At 53.6% G+C, this 21,315-nt stretch carries 16 protein-coding genes, 5 tRNA genes and 2 rRNA genes (1 of these 23 running past the window's edge); 22 read left to right on the forward strand and 1 reads right to left on the reverse strand.

Going from position 1 to position 21,315, the window contains the following annotated elements; all coding sequences use genetic code 11:
• Both ACJJIF_RS17210 and rrf read left to right on the forward strand, forming a co-directional pair.
• Positions 1–1,867: ribosomal RNA gene (locus ACJJIF_RS17210) — 23S ribosomal RNA — on the forward strand; it begins 1,029 nt to the left of the window's first position.
• A 206-nt stretch (positions 1,868–2,073) separates the two neighbouring features.
• A 5S ribosomal RNA gene (gene rrf, locus ACJJIF_RS17215) occupies positions 2,074–2,189 on the forward strand.
• A gap of 898 nt (positions 2,190–3,087) precedes the next feature.
• Here the strand turns inward: rrf and ACJJIF_RS17220 are convergent.
• Positions 3,088–4,047: a hypothetical protein gene (locus ACJJIF_RS17220; protein ID WP_444929547.1), complete on the reverse strand. Its 960-nt coding sequence runs from the start codon at positions 4,045–4,047 to the stop codon at positions 3,088–3,090.
• 154 nt (positions 4,048–4,201) lie between these two features.
• Here ACJJIF_RS17220 and ACJJIF_RS17225 point away from each other — a divergent pair, with 154 nt between their 5' ends.
• From ACJJIF_RS17225 to rpoB, 20 genes are all read left to right on the forward strand, one after another.
• Entirely contained in the window at positions 4,202–5,650 is a 1,449-nt protein-coding gene (locus tag ACJJIF_RS17225; RefSeq protein WP_444929548.1) for an alpha/beta hydrolase, read from the forward strand.
• Positions 5,647–6,390: an ABC transporter ATP-binding protein gene (locus ACJJIF_RS17230; protein ID WP_444929549.1), complete on the forward strand. Its 744-nt coding sequence runs from the start codon at positions 5,647–5,649 to the stop codon at positions 6,388–6,390. Before ACJJIF_RS17225 ends, ACJJIF_RS17230 begins: the two co-directional genes overlap by 4 nt.
• Positions 6,387–7,577, forward strand: coding sequence for an ABC transporter permease (locus tag ACJJIF_RS17235; protein ID WP_444929550.1), 1,191 nt, complete (start codon positions 6,387–6,389; stop codon positions 7,575–7,577). Before ACJJIF_RS17230 ends, ACJJIF_RS17235 begins: the two co-directional genes overlap by 4 nt.
• 26 nt (positions 7,578–7,603) lie before the next feature.
• Positions 7,604–8,716 (forward strand): alanine racemase, encoded by a 1,113-nt coding sequence (gene alr / locus ACJJIF_RS17240; protein ID WP_444929551.1) that lies wholly within the window; start codon positions 7,604–7,606, stop codon positions 8,714–8,716.
• Between the two features lie 5 nt (positions 8,717–8,721).
• Positions 8,722–9,723 carry a bifunctional biotin--[acetyl-CoA-carboxylase] ligase/biotin operon repressor BirA gene (gene birA, locus ACJJIF_RS17245; protein WP_444929552.1) on the forward strand — a complete coding sequence of 334 codons (1,002 nt, stop codon included), beginning with the start codon at positions 8,722–8,724 and terminating at the stop codon, positions 9,721–9,723.
• On the forward strand, positions 9,720–10,457 hold the full coding sequence (locus tag ACJJIF_RS17250; protein ID WP_444929553.1) for a type III pantothenate kinase: 738 nt from the start codon (positions 9,720–9,722) through the stop codon (positions 10,455–10,457). The genes birA and ACJJIF_RS17250 overlap by 4 nt, the downstream gene beginning before the upstream one ends.
• Before the next feature lie 14 nt (positions 10,458–10,471).
• Complete coding sequence (locus ACJJIF_RS17255; protein ID WP_444929554.1) at positions 10,472–11,161, forward strand: SPOR domain-containing protein; 690 nt, start codon at positions 10,472–10,474, stop codon at positions 11,159–11,161.
• Between the two features lie 190 nt (positions 11,162–11,351).
• Positions 11,352–11,427: transfer RNA gene (locus ACJJIF_RS17260), tRNA-Thr, on the forward strand.
• 109 nt (positions 11,428–11,536) lie between these two features.
• Positions 11,537–11,620: transfer RNA gene (locus ACJJIF_RS17265), tRNA-Tyr, on the forward strand.
• Positions 11,621–11,676: 56 nt separating this feature from the next.
• Positions 11,677–11,750: transfer RNA gene (locus tag ACJJIF_RS17270), tRNA-Gly, on the forward strand.
• Between the two features lie 68 nt (positions 11,751–11,818).
• Positions 11,819–11,893, forward strand: a tRNA-Thr gene (locus ACJJIF_RS17275).
• 129 nt (positions 11,894–12,022) lie between these two features.
• Complete coding sequence (tuf, locus tag ACJJIF_RS17280) at positions 12,023–13,216, forward strand: elongation factor Tu (RefSeq protein WP_444929555.1); 1,194 nt, start codon at positions 12,023–12,025, stop codon at positions 13,214–13,216.
• A gap of 97 nt (positions 13,217–13,313) precedes the next feature.
• Positions 13,314–13,389 (forward strand) — tRNA-Trp (locus ACJJIF_RS17285).
• Positions 13,390–13,505: 116 nt separating this feature from the next.
• On the forward strand, positions 13,506–13,874 hold the full coding sequence (gene secE, locus ACJJIF_RS17290; protein WP_108731643.1) for a preprotein translocase subunit SecE: 369 nt from the start codon (positions 13,506–13,508) through the stop codon (positions 13,872–13,874).
• A 10-nt stretch (positions 13,875–13,884) separates the two neighbouring features.
• Positions 13,885–14,418 carry a transcription termination/antitermination protein NusG gene (gene nusG / locus ACJJIF_RS17295; protein WP_108731644.1) on the forward strand — a complete coding sequence of 178 codons (534 nt, stop codon included), beginning with the start codon at positions 13,885–13,887 and terminating at the stop codon, positions 14,416–14,418.
• Positions 14,419–14,573: 155 nt separating this feature from the next.
• Positions 14,574–15,005 carry a 50S ribosomal protein L11 gene (gene rplK, locus ACJJIF_RS17300; RefSeq protein ID WP_108731645.1) on the forward strand — a complete coding sequence of 144 codons (432 nt, stop codon included), beginning with the start codon at positions 14,574–14,576 and terminating at the stop codon, positions 15,003–15,005.
• A complete protein-coding gene (gene rplA, locus ACJJIF_RS17305) occupies positions 15,006–15,701 on the forward strand; it encodes a 50S ribosomal protein L1 (protein ID WP_413664283.1) in 696 nt (231 codons plus the stop codon).
• Positions 15,702–15,978: 277 nt separating this feature from the next.
• Complete coding sequence (gene rplJ / locus ACJJIF_RS17310) at positions 15,979–16,473, forward strand: 50S ribosomal protein L10 (RefSeq protein ID WP_282934404.1); 495 nt, start codon at positions 15,979–15,981, stop codon at positions 16,471–16,473.
• A 77-nt stretch (positions 16,474–16,550) separates the two neighbouring features.
• A complete protein-coding gene (gene rplL, locus ACJJIF_RS17315) occupies positions 16,551–16,916 on the forward strand; it encodes a 50S ribosomal protein L7/L12 (protein ID WP_444929556.1) in 366 nt (121 codons plus the stop codon).
• Between the two features lie 298 nt (positions 16,917–17,214).
• On the forward strand, positions 17,215–21,288 hold the full coding sequence (rpoB, locus tag ACJJIF_RS17320) for a DNA-directed RNA polymerase subunit beta (RefSeq protein ID WP_444929557.1): 4,074 nt from the start codon (positions 17,215–17,217) through the stop codon (positions 21,286–21,288).
• Positions 21,289–21,315 lie beyond the last annotated feature (27 nt).

The following is a 21,315-nucleotide window of genomic DNA, read 5'->3' on the forward strand; positions in this document are numbered from 1 at the left end:
ACAGCTAGGAGGTTGGCTTAGAAGCAGCCATCCTTTAAAGAAAGCGTAATAGCTCACTAGTCGAGTCGGCCTGCGCGGAAGATATACCGGGGCTCAAACTGATAACCGAAGCTGCGGATGCTAATTTATTAGCATGGTAGAGGAGCGTTGTGTAAGCCGTTGAAGGTGGATCGAGAGGTCTGCTGGAGGTATCACAAGTGCGAATGCTGACATGAGTAACGATAAGGGAGGTGAAAAACCTCCCCGCCGGAAGACCAAGGGTTCCTGTCCAACGCTAATCGGGACAGGGTTAGTCGACCCCTAAGGCGAGGGCGAAAGCCGTAGTCGATGGGAAACAGGTTAATATTCCTGTACTCGCTATTACTGCGACGGAGTGACGGAGAAGGCTAGGCCGGCATGGCGATTGGTTGTCCATGTTTAAGGTTGTAGGCTTATGACTTAGGCAAATCCGGGTCATACTCTTTAATGAGAAGGCTGAGAGCTGATGACGAAGCCCACTTAGTGGGTGAAGTGGTTGATGCCCTGCTTCCAGGAAAAACTTCTAAGCTTCAGGTAATAGTGAATCGTACTCTAAACCGACACAGGTGGTCAGGTAGAGAATACCAAGGCGCTTGAGAGAACTCTGGTGAAGGAACTAGGCAAAATGGTACCGTAACTTCGGGAGAAGGTACGCCGGTTTTGGTGATGGGACTTGCTCCCTAAGCTGAGGCCGGTCGAAGTGACCAGGTGGCTGCGACTGTTTATTAAAAACATAGCACTGTGCAAACTCGTAAGAGGACGTATACGGTGTGACGCCTGCCCGGTGCCGGAAGGTTAATTGATGGGGTTAGCTTCGGCGAAGCTCTTGATCGAAGCCCCGGTAAACGGCGGCCGTAACTATAACGGTCCTAAGGTAGCGAAATTCCTTGTCGGGTAAGTTCCGACCTGCACGAATGGCGTAACGATGGCCACGCTGTCTCCACCAGAGACTCAGTGAAATTGAAATCGCTGTTAAGATGCAGTGTACCCGCGGCTAGACGGAAAGACCCCGTGAACCTTTACTACAGCTTTGCACTGAACTTTGAGCCTACTTGTGTAGGATAGGTGGGAGGCTTTGAAGCAGTAACGCTAGTTACTGTGGAGCCGTCCTTGAAATACCACCCTGGTATGTTTGAGGTTCTAACTCTGGTCCGTTATCCGGATCGAGGACAGTGTATGGTGGGTAGTTTGACTGGGGCGGTCTCCTCCCAAAGAGTAACGGAGGAGTACGAAGGTGCACTCAGCATGGTCGGAAATCATGCAATGAGCATAATGGTATAAGTGCGCTTGACTGCGAGACAGACATGTCGAGCAGGTACGAAAGTAGGTCATAGTGATCCGGTGGTTCTGTATGGAAGGGCCATCGCTCAACGGATAAAAGGTACTCCGGGGATAACAGGCTGATACCGCCCAAGAGTTCACATCGACGGCGGTGTTTGGCACCTCGATGTCGGCTCATCACATCCTGGGGCTGAAGCCGGTCCCAAGGGTATGGCTGTTCGCCATTTAAAGTGGTACGCGAGCTGGGTTTAGAACGTCGTGAGACAGTTCGGTCCCTATCTGCCGTGGGCGTTGGAGATTTGAGAAGAGTTGCTCCTAGTACGAGAGGACCGGAGTGAACGAACCTCTGGTGTTCCGGTTGTCACGCCAGTGGCATTGCCGGGTAGCTATGTTCGGACGGGATAACCGCTGAAAGCATCTAAGCGGGAAGCCTCCTTCAAGATAAGATCTCCCTGAGGCCTTGAGCCTCCTGAAGGGCCGTGGAAGACTACCACGTTGATAGGCTGGGTGTGGAAGCGTTGTGAGGCGTTGAGCTAACCAGTACTAATTGCCCGTGCGGCTTGACCATACAACAGAGATGGTTACTAACGACTAGCGCAAGCTAGCGGATTGTGGAATGAAAGACACACAATAATCGCTTGCGGTGTATTACTACAGATTGTTTTACCGACTTATTTGGGGTTATCGCCGGTCAATAATGACCGAGGCAAACAGCGATAACGCGGCAGGCCAAGCAGATTGCTTATAAGACCAACGCCAACCCAAGCCAGTTTGCCTGACGACCATAGAGTTGTGGAACCACCTGATCCCTTGCCGAACTCAGAAGTGAAACGCAACATCGCCGATGGTAGTGTGGGGTTTCCCCATGTGAGAGTAGGTCATCGTCAGGCTTCTAATCCGAAAAGGGCCACCCAATAGGGTGGCCCTTTTTTTATGCCTGGAAAAAATCCCGATCAATATTTTTACTACCTCGCAGCGCCTGCGCTGCCATGTGACAAGCGCTGCACCGAAGGTGCCAGCTTGGTACGCCGAAGGCGCCCGTAGGGTGGCGAGCACTGCTCGCTATACAGTGTAGGTTGGGTACGCCGGACAACTTATAAAAATAATTAAAAAGCTAATTTTTACTGCGCTGGCTTTTTTGACAAAGGCCAGGAAAATAAATTGAAATTTTCACGCTCTAATTTTTATTTAAGAAATCGCGTAAAAATAAAAAACAAAAGCTAAAAATAGCGGTGCATAAATTACCCGGCTCCTCTCTGAAAAAATAAACCTATAAAAATAGGGTTTTACACCTCTTTTTCTTCCTGTTCGCCAGGGCTTCTACAAAAAAATATCCGATAAAAAACAAGCCAAAAACTAGAGAAGCACCAATATTGCTTCGGCCAAAAATTAAAATGAGCCAAGAAAAATATCGGTGGTTTTTTGATCTCTTGGGTAATCCCCTGTAACCACGGGGCCTGTAGGCGATTTATTCAAGTTATACACAAGTCTATCCAGACTTTCTGTTAGTAACACAGGGCTGTGGAAATCTACGCAAAAAGTGCTGCTTTTTTACCCGCCTCCCGTGCAGCCAAGGAAACACGGGGCTAACAGGGGATATCCCCGAGTTATACACAAGTCTATCCATGGTTTCTGTTGGTAACAAAGGCGCCATAAAACGGACATCAGTTATTAACAGAGTAATGGAGGACAAAGCTGTGGATTACTGGGGCTGATTGGTACGCCAGTATTTGCTGGAAAGAAACTATTGGAAATAAAAAAGCCCCACAGGGTGGGGCTTTAGGACAGCTAGTAAGCAAAGGCGTTATCGGGCACTAAGTCAAAATTCATCTCATTTAAGGTGAGATCTTCCAGTGGTACCAGTTCGGCGGGAAGGGCGAAGCGTCGCGCCACTTTATCCTGCTGCCAGTCGAGGACCTCAATATCTGCTGAGGACTCTTGTTGTAAGGCTTGTAGAAAGGCCTTTAGGTCGGAGGGTGTTGCGGCAATTAATGACTGGTAGTCGTAGGTGCCAAGCAATTTAACAAAGCGGTATTCATTCCTGGCGTCCTCAATGCGCAACCATGCCTGTCCACTGGCATTATCCTCTTCGCCGAGAATAACCGGACCCAGCTCATCGTCAAAGACTGGTGCGAGGTGGTAATCTGGAATTGGAAGTATTGTCCCAACCCAAACCCAGCCAGACAGGCTGGTGCGGCTTAACTGCCATTCACACAGCCATACGGTCTGGTCGTCGTCGATGCGAAATTCCCGGTATTCCTTTTGACTTAAGTAGCTGTCAAAGCTCACTTCTGCATTGGGGTTATCTTTACGAAAACTATGGAGCTGTTGCGTCATTTCATAGTTTACGTCCCAATGTTTTTTCAGGCGCCACTGCATGGGGTATTGGCCCCATTCAACGATGTACTCCTCGTGTTCACGCACGGTTTCCACCACGCGCCAAAAGGCACCGTCGATAAGGATACAGGTATCGCCGAGCTTACAGCCCGGTGCGATGATACTGCACTCCGGTGAAGCCTCAGAGGCACTCACTAAGTGTTCGCTGCGTCCTTCAATAACGTCATACCAGGGAAAACCGTGGCGCAAAGGGGGAGGAAATGCCAGTGGCGGTCGGCCCCCGAGTAATCGCCGGAAGAGTACCGACTTTTCAATTTCAAGGTCAGAAAGTGTATAGCCTTCCTGCTGTGTGATTTGGCCCCAGGCAAAGGCGGCTCGGATTAGGTGTTTTTCTCGGTCTGAAAAGCTCATGGGTGCAATCATGGGCAAGTAAATAAGAAACCATACCACTGTGCAGGGACGGGCGCTAATGTAAATGTCATTATCTGCCGCTTGTAAAATGACGACAGCTTTGGGGTGCTTCGATACACTGGCTGGATTAATGTTGACAGATAGGAGATTCGCCGTGGTCTGGGTGCAAAGGTTTACGATCATTGCGATCGGCTTTTTTACTGTGCTGTCTCAGGCAGTTGCAGAGGAGGGAGAGCTTAGTCGCTTTGAGTCCTGTTATCTGGATGGTTGGAGCAGCGCTCTGCGCTGTAGCAAGCTATCGGTGGGTGAAGCTGAAACCGCCGTAGACTTGGCAGTGATGATAGCGCCTGCGGTTAATGATACTGGATTGGAGCCTCTGTACTTATTGGCTGGTGGTCCCGGACAGGCGGCGAGCTATTTGACCCCGATTCTAAAGGCTTTACATAAAGTTAATCGGAATAGGGCAATTGTTATGGTCGATAGGCGTGGTTCGGGTTATTCCGCCGCGTTTGATTGTGGCCTCGATGGGGAAGTCTACATAGATCTGGATGGGATCACTCAGCAATTATCCACCTGTTTCCATGCAAATGCCCCCTTCGCTAAAACACTGCACAGCCGCCAGGCAGTGGATGATCTTGAGCGGGTGCGCCTCTACTTGGGGCATAAAAAAATTGCTTTGTGGGGGGGCTCTTGGGGAACCCGTACCGCACTGCTTTATCAGCAGTGGTACCCGGATAGTTTGAGTGTCCTTATTCTGGATGCTGTAGCACCGATAGATACAAAGGTTTTTCTTACCGCGCAAGCTGCGCAGGACGCTCTGATAAAGCTTGAGGAAGACTGTCGCCTTGACTCTGTATGTGCTGAGTTTGGCGACTGGCGGGGGGCACTGGACAGCTTGCTCAGTGACTGGGATGAGCAAATGATTAATTTTCCGGACCCACATACTGGCAGTCCGATGGAAGCAGCAATTCCTCGCAGCTTTTTACAAAACTTAATCAGAACGGCACTTTATACGCCGGAGACTGCGGCGCAATTACCTTACGCAATCAGCCAGGCCGACAAGGGGAATTATTTGCCGCTGTCGGGGCTGGCTGGGCTGCTATCTGATGACGGCAGTATGTCTATGGGGCTCACCTTGTCAGTTGCCTGCGCTGAAGAATTAAATCGCACTAGCGAGGAAGAGCTAGCGGCAGATATTCGCGGTAGTTTTTTAGGTACGGCTTTTTTTGAGATTTTTGCTGAGGGCTGCAAGGTCTGGCCCGTGCCTCCAATCACTTACGCGACACCTGAAGTCAGGCATCACCCGGTATTAATTATTTCCGGGGAGGCCGATCCTATTACGCCTTACTATTATGCGGAAAAAAATTTGAGTTATCTCACGCAATCAAAACGCTTGGTCATTCCAGACGGGGGGCATATCAATACGATGCGAGGTTGTGTCCCGGAATTAATAGAGGATTTTTTAAAATCCCCACAGGATTCATTAGAGAGCCATTGTATTGCTGATATTCAAAGGCCGCCTTTTATGGCGGGTGCTTTCGGTCCTGAAATTGATCAGGCACTACCGGGTGAATTGTTGTCGGGGCAGGGGGATAACAAGTGATCACAGTTGAATCTATCCACAAGCAGTTCTCTGGTAAAGAGATACTCAAAGATCTGAGTTTTAGTATACCTGACGGCCAAATAACGGCTTTACTGGGGGCTAATGGGGCGGGAAAAACCACCTGTCTGAGAATTATAACCGGGCTAATTAAAGCAGATGCTGGCAATGTGTTTGTCGAAGGGGTTGATGTCGGGAAAAAACCCTTGGAAATAAGGCGTCAGCTGGGTGTTGTTGGCGATCGTGAAGGGCTGTATGAGCGCCTTACGGTGGCGGAATATTTATCCTTTTTTGCCAGTGCACAGGGATTATCGGGCGCTGAACTTCAGCGAGCATTGAATGCTGTTCGCGAAGAGTTGGAATTAGAGAATTTGTGGCAGCGCCGCACAAAAGGTTTTTCCCAGGGAGAGAGAATGAAAGTGTCGCTGGCGCGCGCCCTGGTTCACCGACCTAAGCATTTAATACTCGATGAGCCTACTCGCGGGCTCGATGTGCTTGCTGCTAGGTTGCTGCGAAAAACACTGATCAGGTTGCGCTCCGAGGGCGTCGCTATCCTATTTTCCAGTCATATTATGGCTGAGGTTGCCGAATTGTCAGATAGGGTATTGGTGATGGCTCAAGGTGCTGTTGTCGATAGCGGAACGCCGGCGGAATTGGTCGAGCGCAGCGGGTGTAAAAATCTGGAAGACAGTTTTGTGGCCTTGGCCTATGGGGCTGAAGCTGGACGTGGGGTGTCGGCATGAATTTTTTAAAACCACTATTTACCCCCGCGATGCTGGCACTGTTGAAAAAGGAGTTATTGGAAGTTTGGCGTGACCGACGAGCACTGTGCGTATCGCTTCTGTTTGCCCTTTTATTTCCCGGAATGATCGCCTCAATGACGCTGTTTATGTTTAAGTCCCAGGGGGAGAAGACGGTTCTCTTGGCCCTGTTGGGTGGGCAGGACTTGCCGGTATTGGAGCAGCAGCTGCGCAAGGGACAGGTGGAGCTGGATAGTTTGTCAGAGGGAGACCCGCTGGCTCTGCTCGAACAAGGTTACGATGCGGTGGTTAAAATTGATGAAGGTTTTTCCACTGACTATCGCCATTTTCGCAGCCCCAAAGTTTATTTATATATCGACAGCTCCGATCGCTTTAGCGGCCAGGGGGCGAACCATGTACAGCAAAAACTGGCTGAACTGCGCCAGCTTGTTGTTCAGCAGAGAATGGTTGCCAGGGGCGTGCCGTTAAAAGTGGTGGCGCCCTGGCAGGTACAGGTCCGGGATGTGAGTACCCCCTCTAGCCGCAGCGCCTGGATTGTGGGTTCAATACCGGCGCTGTTGATAATGACCCTATTTATTGGCTGTTTGTCCTCATCAATTGATGCCTCTGCCGGTGAGCGGGAGAGAATGAGTTTCGAAGTGCTATTACAGCAGCCCCTGGCAGCTTGGCAGGTGGTGCTGGCCAAGGTGCTCGCTGTAGCCAGTATCAGTTGGCTCTCTTCACTGCTTGCGCTGATTTCGCTGATGGCCGTTTTTCCATTTTTGCCCTTGGCTGAAATGGGAATACAGCATGCAACGACGCCGGGTGGAATGGTTGCCATGGGACTTGCCCTGTTGCCACTGGCTTTGTTAATTGCCGTTGTGCAGATATTACTGGCACTGCGATCCCAGTCATTTAAGGATGCACAGACTCAATTGGGGATATTGCAGCTTTTGCCGGTCACTATGTTATTGGTTCTGGATATGTTGGCGGTGGAGCTGGAGCAGCCTATCTGGCAATTGGTTCCACTGGTGGCACAGCAGCAGTGGTTTAAGGCTCTACTGGTGGGAGATGCGGTCTCCATAATGTGGATGATCACGGGTTCACTGGTCAGCCTTTTATTGGTTGTTGGGTGTATATTAGGCGGTGCCCGAGCGCTACAGCGAGAGAGCCTACTCGGAGCGACCTAGTTTATTGATTAGAGAGTTGTACCGGCATGAATGACTTGCGTGAAGGGCTATTGAGTATCAACTTGAAGTCCATAGCAGATAACTACCAGGACCTGGCCGATCGCCTGAAAAGCGGTACCCGCTGCGGTGCGGTGGTGAAAGCAGATGCCTATGGCCTGGGGATGGCTCATGTCACGCCGGCGCTGTACGCTCAGGGCTGTCGCGATTTCTTTGTGGCTACCCAGGCTGAGGGAGCGCGTTTGCGCAGTGATCTCGGCGACGATGTGAATATCGTTGTCTTTACCGGTGTGAGGCCCGGTGCTGAGCTGGAGTGTGCCCGTGCCGGTTTGATTCCCACGCTGTTTACTCTCGACCAGTTGAGAAACTGGGCGGAAACCTGTGGGAAGGCTCAGCTGCGGGCCCCCTGCGCGCTAAAAATTGACAGTGGTATGACCCGACTGGGGATGACGCCAGAGGAGTTTGAGTTGCTGCTCAAGGATCGCCCTCTGTTGGAGTCCGTCGATATACAGATGTTTTTCAGTCACCTCGCTTGTGCCGACGAGCCCCAGCACCCGCAAAATAAAATTCAGCTGGATTATTTCAAGCGGGCGGGTGACCGCTTGCGCGAGCTGTGCCCGAATATTCAGCTCAGCCTGGCCAACTCTTCCGGCATTTTTTTGGGGGAGGAGTATCACTTTGATATTGCTCGACCTGGCTCCGCGCTGTATGGCCTAAACCCCGTGCCCGGGACAGAAAATCCGATGCGCGCGACAGTGACCCTGGAGCTGCCTATCGTGCAAAAGCGCTATGTCGCCCAGCCCCGATTTGTAGGATATGGTGCGACTCAGGAAGCACCTGCGGGCAGCTGGCTGGCAGTCGCCCGCGGAGGGTATGCCGATGGCATTATACGGGCCCAGAGTGGGCGTGGGCGCGGTTGGGGCTGCGGGCGAGCGCTGCCTATTATCGGGCGTGTATCAATGGATTCCACCATATTTGATATCTCCGCGCTCAGCGCTGAGGAGCGAGATTCTCTCCAGTCGATAGCGGTGCTCAACGAGCAGCTTACGGCGGATGAGGTTGCCGGTTATGCCGGAACTATCGGATATGAGATCCTGACCAGTCTCGGACACCGCTATGACCGCCGCTACGTGAAAGGTTAATCAAGTTGCAGGATGAAGCCGTAAAAACGCCACTAGAACAGCTTCGCCCAGTGTTGGAGCTTCTGGCGGATGGAGAAATGCACTCGGGGGAGTCCCTCGGGAATGCACTGGGTATCAGTCGAGCCGCCGTCTGGAAGCAGTTGCAAAAGCTTGAGTACTACGGTCTGACACTGGAGTCCGTTAAGGGGCGCGGTTATCGCCTGCCCGGTGGGCTCGACCTCCTGTCAGAAAAGGCTATTAGCGAGCAGCTGGGTGGTTCGGCTCGAGCGCTTTTGCGTGAGTTGCGGGTTTTTGATGAGGTGGGTTCGACAAACTCCCTGCTGTTAGAGCGTCTCGAACAGGGGCGGGGGCACGCTGTCGCAGTGCTCGCCGAGCGGCAAAGCGCCGGGCGGGGGCGTCGCGGTCGCAACTGGATCAGCCCCTACGCCAGCAGCCTCAGCCTCTCGGTGGGCTGGGACTTTAGTGGCGGAGTGCAGTGCCTGGAGGGCTTGAGCCTCGCTGTCGGTGTCGCCGTAGCCAGGGCTCTGGCGCGCTTCTCGGTGGCGGATGTGCGCCTGAAGTGGCCGAATGATGTGTGGTGCCAGGGGCGCAAATTGGCCGGGGTTCTGCTCGAGTTAAAAGGGGACCTGACCGACCGCTGTTCGGTGGTGATCGGTATCGGCTTGAACAATGGCCTCAGCGCAAAGACTGCTGAGGGCATAGATCAGCCCTGGGCGGACCTTCAGCAGGTTCGCCCGGGAATTGGCCGCAGCGAATTAGCCGCTGCGATACTCGACGAACTGTTGCCGATGCTGGCAACTTACCCGGAAAAAGGCTTTGCGGCCTACCGCGAAGCCTGGGCGGCCCTCGATCAGTTCGCCGGGCAGCCGGTTCAGTTGCAGTCCGGCAGCCTCAGCTGGCGGGGTATTGCCGCCGGTGTCGATGACAAGGGAGCCCTGTTACTCGATACCGAGGAGGGGCAGAAGTCATTCCATGGGGGTGAAATTTCTTTGCGGGGGCAGGTTTGATTTTAGAGTTGGATGTCGGCAATACCCGGGGTAAGTGGCGCTATCTGGTCGAGGGTGATGTGATTGCCCGTGGGGATATCGAAACTGGGCAGTTGCGCCAGCAGATTTTGCCTGAGGGTTGGGCAGACTTAACCCCCTACCGTTTTCGGGTAGTGAATGTTGCCGGTCCCGTTGTTGCTGAATTCTTGAGTCAGGTGGCCCGAGACCTGTTCACACTGGAGGCTGAATTCTCCGCAGTTGCGCCACAGTGTGCCGGCGTTATCTGTGGTTATGAGGATCACTCCGCTCTGGGGGTGGACCGCTGGCTGGCAATGTTAGCGGCCTATCAGCAATCCCCACGGGCATCCCTAATTGTGGATTGCGGCAGTGCGGTCACTCTGGATTTACTGGACAATAGCGGGCGCCATATCGGCGGCTATATCGTGCCCGGTTTCGGCTTGATGAATCGCGCCCTCAGTATCGATACCCATGCAGCAAAAAGTCGCGAGGCACTGGCTCCGACAAAAACCCTGAGCGCCGGGCGCAATACCAATGAAGCGATAAACCGGGGCCTCCTGCTTATGGTACTGGGCGCGGTTGATCGGGCCATGGAAGAGTTGCGGGCCCACACGGGTTCAGCTCCTCTGTTGTGGTTAACCGGTGGGGACGCACAGTTGCTCTCCGCAGTTTATCAGCACGAACATCGCCTGGTCCCAGACCTGGTGATGGATGGGCTGGCCATTAGTAATCCATAAAAATTTACGTTGTTATGCGCTGGATAGCTTTTTTCTTAGTTGCACTGAATGTGGTGCTTTTCTCCTGGCATATGCTGGTCGCACCAGCTCCTCAGATGAATAGCGGTCAGAATTCACTCCCTCAAGAGTCGCAGGGAAAAAGAATCACCCTCGTTAGTGAAATATCCCCTGAAGAGCTACCGGCTCAGAAAAAGAGCAACGGGTTGAGCGGGGAGTCCTTCGAGGTTGCAGAGCTGTGTACTCTGGTGGGGCCTTTGACTGAGGAGTATCAGGGGGAGGATATATTGCAGCGAATTCAGTCTCTACAGGTTAAGGCCGAGCTCCGTGACATAGAGATGCAGGGCCAGATGCGCTACTGGGTATACCTGCCGCCACTGAATTCAAGGCGGGAAGCCTACAATCGCTTGCGTGAGCTACAGTCTCAGGGAGTCGACAGCTATGTCATTCCCAAAGGCAGCCTGGAGAATGGGATTTCTTTTGGGATTTTCAGCGAGCGGGCCAGGGCTGAATCCCATACTGAAGATTTACAGGGTAGGGGGGTTAGCGCCCAATTTAGGGAGGAGCCGCAGACCTATATGGAGCGCTGGATCGTTATGCCCCCCGGTAGCGCGGAAAGCCTGGCGATAGAATTCTGGCGGCAGCTGCAAGATGAATACCCGGATCTGGATCGACGTCCAAATCTTTGCTCTGAAGTGCTCGGTTGATAAAAAGGCAAATTTGTCACAAATTCGCCAGTCGCCCGCCAAAGTCGCTGCTTTTTTCGGCAGGTTGGAATAAACGACAAAAAAACTGATTTATCTGCAAAAAAGGTGTTGCGTGTCGAGATAAGTTCCCATAGAATCCCGCCTCCATTGACGAGGGTGACTTATCAACTTCGACAATGAACGGGATAGGGCTGGCGTAGCTCAGTTGGTAGAGCAGCTGACTTGTAATCAGCCGGTCGGGGGTTCGACTCCTCTCGCCAGCTCCATTTTCATCCCGTTGCTGTCAAAACTAGGTTTCGCCGCTAAGTGTGTGAAATTTAAAGAAAAAAGTGTTGACAGCGCAGCGAGATGTGTAGACAATGCACACCGCTTTGAGCAGGGGTTCCCGAGTGGCCAAAGGGATCAGACTGTAAATCTGACGCGAAAGCTTCGGTGGTTCGAATCCACCCCCCTGCACCATATTACACCTTAGGGTGTTGCGCGAAGCTCAAGAGTTTCGTATGGAGGTCCCGCAAGCGGGCATAGTTTAATGGTAGAACCTCAGCCTTCCAAGCTGATGATGCGGGTTCGATTCCCGCTGCCCGCTCCAAGTTTGGATCGGTTGGACTGTTCTCCAGGGTGCAACACTTTAAGTTGCCGTTATCGGCAAGGATTTTAGCTCATGTAGCTCAGGGGTAGAGCACACCCTTGGTAAGGGTGAGGTCGGCGGTTCAAATCCGCCCATGAGCTCCATTTTATATGACCGCAAGAGTGAGAGCTCTTGCGGTTGTTTGTGTCCGGGGTCGGAGTTTCCGGGTCGGATGTGCATGTTCTGGACGTGGGTGGTGCCGTTATCGGCTCGCCTATATATAGGAGGCTGCAATGGCAAAAGAAAAGTTTGAACGTTCCAAGCCCCACGTGAACGTGGGCACCATCGGTCACGTTGACCACGGTAAAACCACCCTGACCGCTGCTCTGACCCGCGTATGTGCGGAAGTATGGGGCGGTGACGCTGTTGCTTTCGACGGTATCGACAATGCACCGGAAGAGCGTGAGCGCGGTATCACCATCGCTACCTCTCACGTTGAGTACGAGTCCCCGACTCGCCACTACGCGCACGTAGACTGCCCGGGACACGCCGACTACGTTAAGAACATGATCACCGGTGCTGCTCAGATGGACGGCGCTATCCTGGTATGTTCCGCAGCTGACGGCCCCATGCCGCAGACTCGTGAGCACATCCTGCTTTCCCGTCAGGTAGGTGTACCTTACATCGTTGTATTCCTGAACAAAGCGGACATGGTAGACGACGAAGAGCTGCTCGAGCTGGTAGAGATGGAAGTTCGCGAACTTCTGGACCAGTACGAGTTCCCGGGTGACGACACTCCGATCATCGTTGGTTCCGCTCTGATGGCCCTGAACGGCGAAGACGACAACGAAATGGGTACTACCGCTGTTAAGAAGCTGGTAGAGACTCTGGACGAGTACATCCCTGAGCCGGAGCGTGCGGTAGACCTGCCGTTCCTGATGCCGATCGAAGACGTATTCTCTATCTCTGGTCGCGGTACTGTTGTAACCGGTCGTGTAGAGCGCGGTGTGATCAACACTGGCGACGAGATCGAAATCGTTGGTATCAAAGAAACCACCTCTACTACCTGTACTGGTGTTGAAATGTTCCGCAAGCTGCTCGACGAAGGTCGTGCTGGTGAGAACATCGGCGCACTGCTGCGCGGCACCAAGCGTGATGAAGTAGAGCGTGGTCAGGTACTGGCTAAGCCGGGCTCCATCACTCCGCACACCAAGTTCGAAGCGGAAGTGTACGTACTGTCCAAGGACGAAGGTGGTCGTCACACCCCGTTCTTCAAAGGCTACCGTCCTCAGTTCTACTTCCGTACTACCGACGTAACTGGTGCGTGTGAGCTGCCGGAAGGTACTGAAATGGTAATGCCGGGCGACAACATTCAAATGGTTGTTACCCTGATCGCTCCGATCGCCATGGAAGACGGCCTGCGCTTCGCTATCCGCGAAGGTGGTCGTACCGTAGGTGCGGGCGTTGTTGCCAAGATCATTGAGTAATCTTTGATTTTTACATCACATTACTCTATGTGGTGTATCAGGTGGGAGAGTTCCTGTAGCTCTCTCATCTCTGAGTGCGAAAGTACTCAAACTGTACAGGCCAGTAGTTCAATTGGTAGAGCACCGGTCTCCAAAACCGGGTGTTGGGGGTTCGAGTCCCTCCTGGCCTGCCATTTTTAATCACTCCGCTTGAATAAGCTTTGGGGTGTCGCAAAACCCTACTTGTCAGTGGGGCTTTTGTGTTTATGAGCGCTAAAAGATTATCTGTGCTGCGCTAAGGGCTTCTTATATGAATGCTAAAACAGAAGCGAAAACCTTTCGTCTTGACGGTCTGAAGTGGTTGTTAATAGTACTGCTGGTGGGCGGTGCTGTTGCAGGCAATTCATATTACGCTGAATTCCCTTTGTTTTACCGAGTGTTGGCAGTAACTGCCATCTGTCTGGTAGCTCTGGTTGTGGCTGTAAACACCGCCAAAGGCAATGCGCTGTGGCAACTGTTGCGCGAAGCGCAAACTGAAGTCAGGCGTGTGGTTTGGCCGACCCGCCAAGAAGCAACCCAGACCACAGCGATTGTGGTTGTTTTCGTGTTGATCATGGCGCTGATCTTGTGGGCGCTTGATTCGGCTCTGGGTTGGGCGGCTTCCAAATTTATCGGCTAAAGGTTGATACATGTCAAAGAATTGGTATGTGGTCCAGGCTTACTCGGGCTATGAGAAGCGTGTCGCCAGCTCCCTGAAAGAGCGCATTGAGCTGAACGAAATGGACCACCTGTTTGGTGAAGTCCTGGTTCCCACGGAAGAAGTGGTCGAGATGCGCGCAGGGCAGAAGCGCAAGAGTGAGCGCAAATTTTTTCCGGGCTATGTCCTGGTAGAAATGGAATTGAACGACGATACTTGGCACTTGGTGAAAGAAACTCCCCGAGTGCTGGGTTTTATCGGCGGCAAGGCGGATAAGCCGGCCCCGATTACTGACCGCGAAGCACAGGCTATCCTGAATCGCATCGACGATTCCGCCGATAAGCCCAAGCCCAAGACGCTGTTCGAACCCGGTGAAATGGTTCGAGTTATCGACGGGCCGTTTAATGACTTCAACGGTGTGGTCGAAGAGGTCAACTACGAGAAGAGCCGCTTGCGAGTGGCGGTGTTGATCTTCGGTCGCTCCACCCCGGTTGAACTGGAGTTCAGTCAGGTAGAAAAGACCTGATTCCAGTATAAATTCTTTGCCCCCTTTCGCCGTGAGGTGAAAGGGGGTTTTCGCGTCCCCGGAAAATGAGTTTTCATTTCGGGGTTCGGGGAGCTTGCCCTTTAACTCTATGGTTGATACGGCGGGCGCTAATACCCAACTAGAGGAGAGCTGTAATGGCTAAGAAAGTAGAAGCTTATATCAAGCTGCAAGTTAAGGCCGGCCAGGCCAACCCGAGTCCGCCCGTTGGTCCCGCACTGGGTCAGCACGGTGTGAACATCATGGAATTCTGTAAGGCGTTCAACGCCCAGACCCAGAGCCTCGAGCCAGGTCTGCCAGTTCCAGTTGTAATCTCTGTATACAACGACCGCTCCTTCACCTTCATCATGAAGTCGCCGCCCGCCGCTGTACTGCTGCGCAAGGCTGCCAAGATCAAGAGCGGTTCCGGTCGTCCGAACACTGAGAAAGTGGGTAAAGTAACCCGCGCTCAGCTGGAAGAGATCGTAGAAATGAAGAAAGCAGACCTGACTGCATCCGACTTGGACGCGGCCGTGCGCACTATCGCCGGTTCCGCTCGCAGCGCCGGTATCGAAGTGGAGGGTCTCTAAGTGGCTAAATTGAGCAAGCGTCAGCGCGTAATCGCTGAGAAAGTTGAAGCTGGTAAGGCTTACGGCATCGAAGAAGCTGTAGCCCTGCTGAAAGATCTGTCCAACGTTAAGTTCGCAGAAACTGTAGACGCTTCTGTAAACCTGGGCATCGATCCGCGTAAATCCGACCAGGCTGTTCGCGGTGCGACCACTCTGCCGCACGGTACCGGTAAAGAAGTTCGCGTAGCTGTTTTCACCCAGGGTGCAAACGCTGATGCCGCTAAAGAAGCGGGCGCTGACCTGATCGGTATGGACGAGCTGGCTGCCGACGTTAAGGCGGGCAAAATGGACTTCGACGTAGTTATCGCTTCTCCCGATGCGATGCGCGTTGTAGGTCAGCTGGGTCAAATCCTCGGCCCGCGCGGCCTGATGCCGAACCCGAAGACTGGCACCGTAACTCCAGACGTTGCGACTGCGGTTAAAAATGCCAAAGCGGGTCAGGTGCGTTTCCGCGCTGACAAAGGCGGCATTATCCACGGTGGTATCGGTAAAGTTGCTTTCGATGCGAACTCTCTGAAAGAGAACCTGGAAGCTCTGGTTGCCGACCTGAAGAAAGCCAAGCCGGCTTCTGCAAAAGGTGTATATCTGAAGAAGATCACCCTGAGCACCACTATGGGCCCGGGTCTGGTTATCGATCAGTCTTCCCTGAACATCTAAATATCACTGCGGGGTGTGATCACCTCTCAGTAAATCGAACTTTGGGGTCCACCTGAATGCTTCGGCACAAGGTGGGCCGTCAAAGACCGTAGGTGTCAGGTGCGTTGAGGTTTAACGTACCTGGCTTAATCCGGACTTCGGCCAGGTTGGCCATTGCGAGGTTCGAGCCTACGCAGACGGTGTCGCCCAAACCAGTATTTTTACTGGATTTGAGCTTTATGCACCGGAACGGATCGGACGTTTAAGTCCGGTTTTTTTCAAATCCAGGAGTGACACTATGGCTATTGGACTCGAAGACAAGAAAGCGATTGTCGCAGATGTCCAGCAAGCTGCTGAAGGTGCTCTGTCTGCGGTTGTTGCGGATTCCCGCGGCGTAACCGTGAATGACATGACCACTCTGCGCAAAGAGGCTCGCGAGAACGGCGTTTGGTTGAAAGTCGTCCGCAATACTCTGGCGCGTCGCGCTCTGGCAGGTACCGAATACGAATGTCTGACTGACAAATTCGTAGGTCCCAGCATTATTGCATTCTCTAACGAACACCCAGGTGCCGGCGCGCGTATCCTGAGCCAGTTCGCTAAAGGCAATGACAAGCTGGAACTGAAAGGTGCTGCCTTCGAAGGCGCGATCACCGACGTCGCATTGTTGGCAAGCCTGCCGACTTACGACGAGGCGATCGCCAAGCTGATGAGCGTGTTGAAAGAAGCATCTGCTGGCAAGCTGGTTCGCACTATTGCGGCCGTTCGCGACCAAAAAGAGCAGGAAGCTGCGTAATTTATTCGCTAGAGCGAATCGCAGTTTCAAAACGAAATACGAGCAGCTACTGCTCAAACCAATTCAGGTACTGAATCATGTCTCTGACTAAAGAAGATATCATCAATGCTGTTGCCGAAATGTCCGTTAAGGATGTTGTTGAGCTGATCGAAGCAATGGAAGAGAAATTCGGCGTAACTGCTGCTGCAGCAGTTGTCGCTGGTCCGGCTGCTGCTGAAGCCGCTGAAGAGAAAGACTCTTTCGACGTAATCCTGACCTCTCCGGGCGACAAGAAAGTGAACGTGATCAAGGTTGTTCGCGGCATCACTGGCCTGGGCTTGAAAGAAGCTAAAGGTCTGGTAGACGGCGCTCCGAGCCCGCTGAAAGAAGGCGTAAGCAAAGACGAAGCTGAAGCCGCTAAGAAAGAGCTGGAAGAAGCTGGCGCAGTTGTAGAACTGAAGTAATTCGGTTCTTGCGTCTCCCGCTAGCCGTCGCCTAAAGCGGCAGATAGCGGTAAGGCTGGTGGACTTTTGTCCGCCGGCCTTTTTGCCGTTTGCGGTACTGAGGTTTTTACCGGTGCCGGCGGAATTGAAAAACCGTGGCAAACCTCATTTAACCATAGCGCAGTAGCGCTACCCATAAGCAAGCGGAGAGGTTTCTGGTCAGTGCAGCAGGGCTGTATTGATCAGAGGCTTCTCGCCCGGAGGGGCTCTCGACCGGAGTCCCACGAAGTCTTGTCACTGATCAAGCTGGGGAATTTGAATGGCTTACTCATATACTGAGAAAAAACGTATCCGCAAGGATTTTGGCAAACTGCCTAAGGTCATGGATGTGCCCTTCCTGCTTGCGATACAGCTCGATTCTTATCGCAATTTTACACAGGCCGACAAGCGCCCCGACGACCGTATGGACGTTGGCCTGCAGGCGGCGTTTAAATCTGTATTTCCGATTGTCAGCTATTCCGGCAATGCCGCCCTGGAGTACGTAAGTTATACGCTGGGTAAGCCCGCTTTTGACGTTAAGGAATGTACCCTGCGCGGCGTGACTTATGCATGCCCGCTGCGCGTGCGCGTGCGCCTGATTATTTACGATAAAGAGTCTGCGAATAAGTCCATCAAGGACATCAAAGAGCAGGAAGTCTACATGGGCGAAATTCCGCTCATGACCGACAACGGTACCTTTGTCATTAACGGTACCGAGCGCGTTATCGTATCCCAGCTGCACCGTTCCCCGGGTGTATTCTTCGATCACGACAAAGGCAAGACTCACTCTTCCGGTAAGCTGTTGTACGCCGCGCGTGTTATCCCCTACCGTGGCTCCTGGCTGGACTTCGAGTTCGATCCGAAAGACCTGGTATTCGTGCGTATCGACCGTCGCCGCAAATTGCCGGCCACTATCCTGCTGCGCGCCCTGGGTTACACCTCCCAGGAAATGCTGGAAATGTTCTTCGAAACCAGCACCTTTGAGCTGCTGGACGACCGCGTCAGCCTGGAGCTGATTCCGTCCCGCCTGCGCGGTGATGTTGCCTCCTTTGACATCAAGGACGGCCAGGGCAAGGTGATTGTCGAAGAGGGTCGCCGTATTACCCCGCGCCATATCCGCCAACTGGAGAAGGCCGGCGTAGAGAAGCTGGAAGCACCGCTCGAGTACCTGTTTGGCCGTGTACTGGCGAACGACATCATCGATGAGTCCACCGGTGAAATCGCGATCGACTGTAACACCGAGATTACCGATGAAGTGATCGCCAAGCTGCGTGTACTGAACGTTAAGAGCTTCCAAACCCTGTACACCAACGACCTGGATCGCGGTCCATTTATCTCTGACACCCTGCGTGCAGATCCGTCTCGCACCGTGTTGGAAGCGCTGGTAGAGATCTACCGCATGATGCGCCCGGGCGAACCGCCCACCAAGGAGTCCGCAGAAGCGCTGTTTGAGAACTTGTTCTTTACCGACGAGCGCTACGACCTGTCCGCTGTTGGCCGCATGAAGTTCAACCGCCGTCTGGGGCGCGAAGACGAGACTGGCGCCGGCACCCTGAGCAAAGAAGATATCGTCGACGTACTGAAGACGCTGATCGATATTCGCAACGGCCAGGGCATGGTCGACGATATCGACCACCTGGGTAACCGCCGTGTGCGCTCCGTGGGCGAAATGGCTGAAAACCAGTTCCGCGTCGGCCTGGTACGTGTAGAGCGCGCGGTTAAAGAGCGTCTGTCCATGGCGGAGTCCGAAGGCCTGATGCCTCAGGACCTGATCAATGCCAAGCCGGTTGCCGCTGCGGTGAAGGAATTCTTCGGTTCCTCGCAGCTGTCCCAGTTTATGGACCAGAACAACCCGCTGTCGGAAGTGACTCACAAGCGCCGTGTTTCCGCCCTCGGCCCGGGTGGTTTGACCCGCGAGCGCGCCGGCTTTGAGGTGCGCGACGTACACCCGACTCACTACGGCCGCGTATGTCCGATTGAGACGCCGGAAGGACCGAACATCGGTCTGATTAACTCCCTGGCGACTTACGCCCGCGCCAACCATTACGGCTTCCTCGAGAGCGCCTACCGCAAAGTGGTTGACGGCAAGGTAACTGATGAAATTACGTACCTGTCCGCGATTAATGAAGCCAACTTCATTATTGCCCAGGCGTCTGCGGAAGTAGACGACAACGGCAACTTTGTTGATGACCTGATCAGCGTGCGTCACCAGGGCGAATTTACCCTGAAGGCACCGGGCGAAATCCAGTATATGGATGTTTCCGCCAAGCAGGTGGTTTCTGTCGCTGCGGCGATGATTCCATTCCTCGAGCACGATGACGCCAACCGTGCATTGATGGGATCGAACATGCAACGTCAGGCGGTACCGACCCTGCGCGCTGAAAAGCCGCTGGTGGGCACCGGTATGGAGCGCACTGTAGCGCGCGACTCCGGCGTGTGTGTGGTGGCCAAGCGCGGCGGTATTATCGAGCGCGTCGACTCCAGTCGTGTGGTTGTTCGCGTAGCCGACGCGGAAGTTGAAGCCGGTGATGCAGGTGTAGATATCTACAACCTGACCAAATACATCCGCTCCAACCAGAATACCTGTATCAACCAGCGTCCGATTGTTAATACTGGCGATCGTGTAGTCCGTGGTGACATCCTCGCCGATGGTCCCTCTGTAGACCTGGGTGAGCTGGCTCTGGGCCAGAATATGCGCATCGCATTTATGCCCTGGAATGGTTACAACTTTGAGGACTCCATCCTCATCAGTGAGCGCGTTGTACAGGAAGACCGCTTCACCACCATCCACATTCAGGAGCTGACCTGTATTGCCCGCGATACCAAGCTGGGCAGTGAGGAAATTACTGCGGATATCCCCAATGTGGGCGAATCTGCGCTGAACAAACTGGATGAGTCCGGCATCGTATACATCGGTGCGGAAGTAGGCGCTGGCGATATCCTCGTGGGTAAGGTTACTCCGAAGGGTGAAGCCCAGCTGACTCCGGAAGAGAAGCTGCTGCGCGCGATCTTCGGTGAAAAAGCCTCCGACGTTAAAGACACCTCCCTGCGCGCGCCCAGCGGCACTCGCGGTACCGTGATCGACGTACAGGTATTTACCCGCGACGGCCTGCAAAAAGACCAGCGCTCCATCGATATCGAGAAGGCGCAGCTGGACGAGGTTCGCAAGGATCTGAACGAAGAGTACCGCATCGTTGAAGGTGCAACTTTCGAGCGTCTGCAACAAGCTCTGCAGGGCCAGAAGGCCGCCGGTGGTAAGGGTGTTAAGAAGGGCGATGAGCTCAGCGCTGAAATCCTCGCCGCTCTGCCGCGCGAAGACTGGTTCAAGCTGCGCATGGAAGACGACAGCCTGAACGACCAGCTGGAAAAAGCGGAAGCTCAGCTGAAAGAGCGCCGCAAGCTGCTCGACGAAGCCTTCGAAGACAAGAAGAAAAAACTGGAGTCCGGCGATGATCTGGCTCCGGGCGTGCTGAAAATCGTCAAGGTTTACCTGGCGATCAAACGCCGCATCCAGCCGGGCGACAAGATGGCCGGTCGTCACGGTAACAAGGGTGTTATCTCCGTAATCAAGCCGGTTGAGGACATGCCTTATGACCAAAACGGCGAGCCGGTAGATATCGTCCTGAACCCGCTGGGCGTTCCCTCGCGGATGAACGTGGGTCAGGTTCTGGAAATGCACTTGGGCATGGCCGCTAAAGGCCTCGGCGTTAAAGTCGACAAGATGATCAAGGAACAGCAGGAAATCGCCAAGGTGCGCGGATTCCTGGAAGAGGTCTACAACTCCACTGGCGGACGCAAGGAAGAACTCGACGAGTTCTCCGATGAGGAAGTCATGACCATGGCGCAAAACCTGCGTCGCGGTGTACCTATGGCGACCCCGGTATTTGACGGTGCCGATGAAAGTGAGATCAAGCAGCTGCTGCGTCTTGCCGACATCCCGGATTCCGGTCAGATCACCCTGCACGACGGCCGTACCGGCGATGCTTTCGAGCGTCCGGTAACTGTGGGCTACATGTACATGCTGAAGCTGAACCACTTGGTAGACGACAAGATGCACGCGCGTTCTACCGGTTCCTACAGCCTGGTAACCCAGCAGCCGCTGGGTGGTAAAGCCCAGTTCGGTGGTCAGCGCTTCGGGGAGATGGAAGTGTGGGCGCTGGAAGCTTACGGCGCCGCATACACCTTGCAGGAAATGCTCACGGTTAAATCCGATGACGTGGAAGGCCGTACCAAGATGTACAAGAACATCGTGGACTCCGACCACCGCATGGAGCCGGGCATGCCGGAATCCTTCAACGTACTGGTTAAGGAAATCCGCTCTCTCGGTATGAACTTCGAGCTTGAGCACGAGTAAATCCGAACCCGTACCGAAGCCTGTTGG

This window comes from Microbulbifer regidiadema (SeqCode) (genome assembly GCF_052467605.1).